The sequence below is a fragment of the Mesorhizobium sp. M7A.T.Ca.US.000.02.2.1 genome, assembly GCF_003996995.1.
GTDB lineage: Bacteria > Pseudomonadota > Alphaproteobacteria > Rhizobiales > Rhizobiaceae > Mesorhizobium.
Genome location: NZ_RZTT01000917.1, coordinates 1 through 441 on the forward strand (window position 1 = coordinate 1; position 441 = coordinate 441).

Annotated in this window: 1 protein-coding gene; it reads right to left on the minus strand. The window is 59.2% G+C overall.

What is annotated here, in order from left to right; all coding sequences use genetic code 11:
* Positions 1–383, minus strand: a 383-nt coding sequence (locus EOD15_RS35435; protein ID WP_148129861.1) for a hypothetical protein, incomplete at its 3' end; no start/stop codon positions are given.
* Positions 384–441: the final 58 nt, after the last annotated feature.

Sequence of the window (441 nt, forward strand, 5' to 3'; positions counted from 1 at the left end):
ACCGCTACTCGCCGCTTTTCTTCCCCTCGGCCGAATGCCTGCACCTCACGCAGCTTCGTCAACAACTGCTGGTCGGCCATGTTGACCCAGTGACGCCAAAGCTCACCAGGAGCCGGAGGCGGTTTGCTGTACTCCGCCAGTCCAGCGCCGAGGGCGGCCACGGACACGGCGACGATGAGCATCAGCAGCGTAGGCTGTAGGAAGAAGCTCAGAAAGGCTTGATCTGGCGTTACTTCACGGCGGAAGTTCAGAATCATCAGCGGCAGAACCTCCCAAAGCCACAAAACAATGCACACGGCCGTCGCGATAATCCCTGCAACCGCAATCGTTCGACCGGCCCAAAGCAGCCAGCCGCGTCCAGCAGGATTTTCAACTGTGTTCACTCATCGGTCCTCGTTTCATGGGATACGTCGGGAGTATCAGCCTGCAGCTGTGCGGACT